This is a genomic window from Bradyrhizobium sp. (assembly GCF_049512235.1).
Classification (GTDB): Bacteria; Pseudomonadota; Alphaproteobacteria; order Rhizobiales; family Xanthobacteraceae; genus Bradyrhizobium.
The window spans coordinates 1-4,885 of sequence record NZ_JBEKXH010000481.1 but is presented as its reverse complement, the minus strand read 5'-3'; the positions used below and the strand labels follow the sequence as shown (position 1 = coordinate 4,885).

5 protein-coding genes are annotated in these 4,885 nt (G+C 59.8%); 2 read left to right on the top strand and 3 right to left on the bottom strand.

Annotated elements, in window-relative coordinates; translation table 11 throughout:
• The 3 genes from ABSG20_RS30000 to ABSG20_RS29990 all read right to left on the bottom strand — a co-directional run.
• On the bottom strand, nt 1–439 hold a 439-nt coding region (locus ABSG20_RS30000; RefSeq protein WP_490338349.1), incomplete at its 3' end, for a dioxygenase family protein.
• Nucleotides 440–591: 152 nt separating this feature from the next.
• The gene (locus ABSG20_RS29995) at nt 592–1,989 is read right to left on the bottom strand and encodes an MFS transporter (RefSeq protein WP_423868082.1); all 1,398 of its coding nucleotides are present in this window, start codon (nt 1,987–1,989) and stop codon (nt 592–594) included.
• A gap of 433 nt (nt 1,990–2,422) precedes the next feature.
• Nucleotides 2,423–3,229, bottom strand: coding sequence for an SDR family NAD(P)-dependent oxidoreductase (locus ABSG20_RS29990; RefSeq protein WP_423868081.1), 807 nt, complete (start codon nt 3,227–3,229; stop codon nt 2,423–2,425).
• A gap of 187 nt (nt 3,230–3,416) precedes the next feature.
• Here ABSG20_RS29990 and ABSG20_RS29985 point away from each other — a divergent pair, with 187 nt between their 5' ends.
• Nucleotides 3,417–4,154 (top strand): GntR family transcriptional regulator, encoded by a 738-nt coding sequence (locus tag ABSG20_RS29985; protein ID WP_423868080.1) that lies wholly within the window; start codon nt 3,417–3,419, stop codon nt 4,152–4,154.
• Between the two features lie 99 nt (nt 4,155–4,253).
• Nucleotides 4,254–4,885, top strand: a 632-nt coding sequence (locus tag ABSG20_RS29980; protein WP_423868079.1) for a TRAP transporter small permease, incomplete at its 3' end; no start/stop codon positions are given.

Sequence of the window (4,885 nt, the reverse complement as noted above, 5' to 3'; positions counted from 1 at the left end):
GATAGGCGCCTGGCTTGATCGTTCGGAAGAAGTAGTAACCTCGTTCGTCGGTCAACATTCGGCCGCAACCACCGAAATTGGGATCGATCGGCGCTATGTAGGTGTCGTTACGATGACGATAGCGTCCGCCGGCATTGGCCTGCCATACTTCGACCAGGTTATTGGATACAGGTTGGCCGTTGCCATCGAGCACATAGCCGTGGACGATCGTCTGTTCGCCAATCGGGGCACCCTGTTTGGCGTAGTTGAGGATGAGGTCATTATCGAGCGGACCGAGCTCTGCAGGCGCAAATACCGGACCGGTTACCTCCGACAGGGAGTTTTGCAGGGACCAAAGCGGGATGCGCGGCGAGCGCAACACGCTCGTCTTGTAGATGGGCGTATACGCCGGGGGATGAAGATCGCGATCACGCTGGTAGAACTCGGCTTCAGGAGTCATGTTGATGTAACCTCATGAACTTGATAACTACGAGAACCTGCTGCCGCCTTTGGTCGGCTCTGAAAAGGCGGCAGCTTTATTCAGGAAGACGAGTGGCCCCGATCATGAACCCAAAGCGTCCGACGGGCTTGACGAGTTCTCGTCCGTCGCCGCTATGTTGGAACGACGACAGCACCGCCGGCAGCCTCGGAGCGTTTCCTTTCATAGTCTGCCTTCGCCATCGGAACAGCGTTGGGATTTCCGAGATCACTGATATTGATCCGATAGGTTTCCCGGGCAGTCATGGCCGCGACCGCAGCGATGACGGTTATCCCGAAGGCGATGGCCCCGACAGTGAGAGGAATGTTGGCCGAGCCGGGAGGCGCCACGCTTGCAAAGAGTGCGGGAAGCAGCGCCGTGATCGTCGTACCGACATTCTGGGATATCGCCATTGCTGAGACCCGGGTTCGAGTGGGGAATAGCTCGGGATAAAAGCTCGGGAAGATGGCGTTGTAGCCCTGGTAGACGACGCCCCACATCAACAGCGACATGAAAATTGCCAACGGCACGCTCTTGATGCTGATCGCGTAGAGATAGCCGAACGCGAGCAGGCCGGAACAAAGCGCACCTATGATGATGGGAGGCTTGCGGCCGACCTTGTCCGACAAGTTACCAACGAACGGAATGATGAACACGGCCAGCATATTCCCCAGAACGGGAATCCACAGGTAGACGTCTTTTTCAAAGCCGATGCCGTAGGCTGGTTGGACCGCGTAGGCCGCGCCGAATATTGCGGCGACGACCGGAATGACATTCATCAGCGCCATGCAGACCACCCGGAGCATGTCTTTCCAGTTCAGCTCGAAGGCCTGGATGATTGGCGCTCTCGGAACCTTGCCTTGCTGTTCCTCTTTGGCAAATGCCGGCGTCTCCTCAACCTTGCTGCGGATAATGTAGCCGGCGATGATGACGAAGAAACTGAGCAAAAAGGGTATTCGCCAACCCCAGCTATTGAACGCCTCGGCAGGCATGTAGGCCGCGAGCGGCAGGAACACCGCGGCCGCAAGAATCTGCCCGGCCTGCACGCCCTGGAGCGCAAAGCTGGCATAGAATCCGCGCCGTCCGAATGGAGCATGCTCCAGGATCATTGAACTGGCGCCGGAGATTTCTCCGGCAACCGCAAAGCCCTGGATGAGGCGCACGATGACAAGAAGCACTGGGGCCAGCAGGCCGACCTGTTGATAGGTCGGCAGAATGCCGACGGCCATCGTCGAGAAACCCATGAGGAACATGCAGACCAGCAGAACGGTCTTGCGGCCATGGGTATCGCCCCAGTGCCCCAGAAAGAAAGCACCGATGGGCCGGGCAACGTAGCCAACGCCGTAGGTCGCCAGCGATGCGACGATGGCAACGGTCGGATTCTCCGACGGGAAAAATATCTGCGGGAAGATCAGGGACGCCGCCGTAGCGTAAATGAAGAAGTCATAATATTCGAGCGCCGATCCAATCCATCCGCTGGCAGCGGCCTTCTTTGATTGACTCGTATCGTGGGTCGTTTGCGCACTATTCATTGAGAGCCTCCTCCAACTTTTTTGCTGACGTCCCGTTAGCGGGCTTCTTAAAGCTTTTGGGCAGCTGTTTGAGCGTTGTTTTCGCTTGCTTTTAGATGTCGTCCACCAAAGGTCCATTTCCTGCAAAATTCACGTCAAGTGGGTTCATTTCAACGTCAAACGCTTTGATCGCCGCTGCCGCACTTGTTGATTGTGCGGTGCAAGATCATCGCTCTCAAAAACCGTCGGGGCGCAAAACAAGCCCGTAACGGAGCGACGACAACGTGAACCGTCTGAGAGCGGGTTTCAATATCGAATTGGCGAAACCCATCGAAAGCAGTGTTACGATAGCTCTTCGGCGATTTAACACAATTACCTTGTTATGCGACAAACCTAACATCATGTTATTTCGCCCGGCCCCGCAACCTAAGCTTGTTTGGTTCTGATACCAATCCTATTTGGCCAGCTGGGTCAGGCCGGTCGGCGGGCCGTCGACGCCGGTCCAGCCGCCGTCGACAAACAAGGTGCTCCCGCTGACATAGCTTGCCGCGTCGGAAGCCAGATAGGCCACCGCGGTCGCGACCTCATCGGCGCGGCTCCAGCGATTGAACACCGTGTGACCGGCATAAAGATTGTAGATATCGGGCCGCTGCTTGAACGGTGCGGTCAGCGCGGTCTCGACAATACTCGGCGCGATGGCGTTGACGCGAACTCCGAAGCGGCCGACCTCGGACGCAAAACCCTTGACCAGGAGGCCGATCGCGGCCTTGGTCGCACCATAGACCGCAAGCCCAGGCTCGATGGTGACGGCGCGCACGGACGAGCAGGCGATCAGGCTGCCGCCGCGCTGGCCGACCATGATGCGGCCGAAGGCCTGGAAGAACCGCACGGCGCCCTTGATGTTGAGGTTGATGACAGAATCGAGATCCTCTTCGGTATAATCGAGGATGGTCTTGCGGATGTTCAGCCCCGGCGTCGTGACGGCGATATCGAGACGCGGAAATCTCGCGGTCACCCTGGTCGCGAGCGCCGCCACATCGGCGGCACTGGCCGCGTCGCAGATGTCGGCTTCTGCCGAACCGCCCAGCGCGCGGATGCCGGCGGCGGTGGCTTCCGCGGCGCCGCCTTCGAGATCGGCGCAGATCACGCCGGCGCCGAGCGATGCCAGCGCTTCCGCCGATGATTTGCCGATACCGGAGGCCGCGCCAAGCACCAATGCGGTCTTTCCGGTGAGATCGAAAAGCTTGCGATAGTCGGTCACATCAGACCTCCCTTGCTCGACAACCAACGCGGCCGGCGCGGTGCGAAAATGAGGCGCTTCCTGGCTGGCGCTGCGCCGCAAATAGCATTGCAGCAGGCGCGCTCGAATTAAACCAGCCGGCCTGCCAGTTTTAACTTTGCCAATATCGGTTCATATACTAATATATCAATAGTGGTTGAGAGCAAGCATGCCCGCACGCGCGACGAAAAAGACCGAGCCGGCGCATCGTCCGGCCGCCCATCGCCGCGGTAGCCGACCGCGCACGGCAACGGCCGCGTCGAAAATATATTCGGATCTTCGGGCCGAACTGGTGTCGCTGCAGCGGCGGCCTGGGGAGGTCATCTCGGAAGCCGAAATCGCGCTTGGCTACGGGGTCAGTCGAACGCCGGTTCGCGAAGCCATCCTGAAATTGTCGGATGAAGGTCTCTTGGATATATTTCCGCAATCGGGCATCTATGTCGCGCGGATTCCCGTCGCGGCGTTGCCGGAAGCCATCATTATCCGCAAGGCGCTTGAGGCGACCACCGCACAGCTGGCGGCGGAGCGTGCGACCTTCAGCCAGATTCTGGTTCTGCATTCGATCCTGGAGCGCCAGCGCGAGGCCAACGCGGCCGCGGACCGCGGCGCCTTCCATCAGTCCGACGAGATGTTTCATGCAACCATCGCGGAGGTCGCCGGATATCCAGGCATTTGGACGCTGATCCAGCAGGTGAAGGTTCACGTCGACCGCTATCGCCTGCTGACCCTGCCGCAGCAAGGACGGATCGCGCGGACGATCGCGGAGCATGAAGCGATCCTGCGAGCCATCGAGGCGCATGATCCCGCGGCCGCCAGGATCGCGTTGGAAATCCATCTCGAAAGCCTGCTTACCCATATCTCAGCCACGCAAAGTCTCAATCCGGAGTTCTTCGACGAGCGCAGCTGACAAGACAACGGACGCGGCCGCAACAACAGCCGCGCAATCGGGAGGTTACAGCATGAACGGTGTTTTCGGTTGTTCGATCCTGGCTGGCATTGCGATCTGATGCGCACGAGCGCAATCGACGTCATGTTGACGGATGCGCAAGTGCCGATCGCACTTGCGCCGCCCGCCAGCTCGGAGCTCACGCCGCTTCGCTTCGTTGATCGCACAGCCGAGAGCCTGATCGTCGCCGCACTGCTCGGCGAACTCGTGCTGGTGCTGGCCAACATTGTCGCCCGGGTCTTTTTCCAGCATTCCTTCCTGTGGACCGACGAAATCGCCCGCACGGCGTTGTCGATCATGGCCTTTATCGGCGGCGCGGTGGCCTATCGGCGGCGCGATCACGCCTTCGTTCGTGTCATCCTGAGCCGGCTTCCTGCCGGCGGCGAGCGTGGCTGCCTCGCGTTCGCCGACGTCGTCGTGCTGTTCGTCGCCGGCATCACCGGCTTTGTTTCGATCGAATTCCTGATCTCGAGCTGGGACGAACTGACGCCGATCTTCCAGATGCCGGCGGCATTGATCGCGTTGCCGCTTCCGGTCGGAATGGCGCTTTTGATGCTCTATGCGGCGGTCAATCTCAGGCGCGATCACGGCGCGATGGCGCTTGGCGTCGGTGCAGTCTTTGTCGCGGTCGTTACCATCGCCGCACTGACGCGTGACGTCTGGCTGCCCTTGCTGGGAGAGGACGCCGCCAT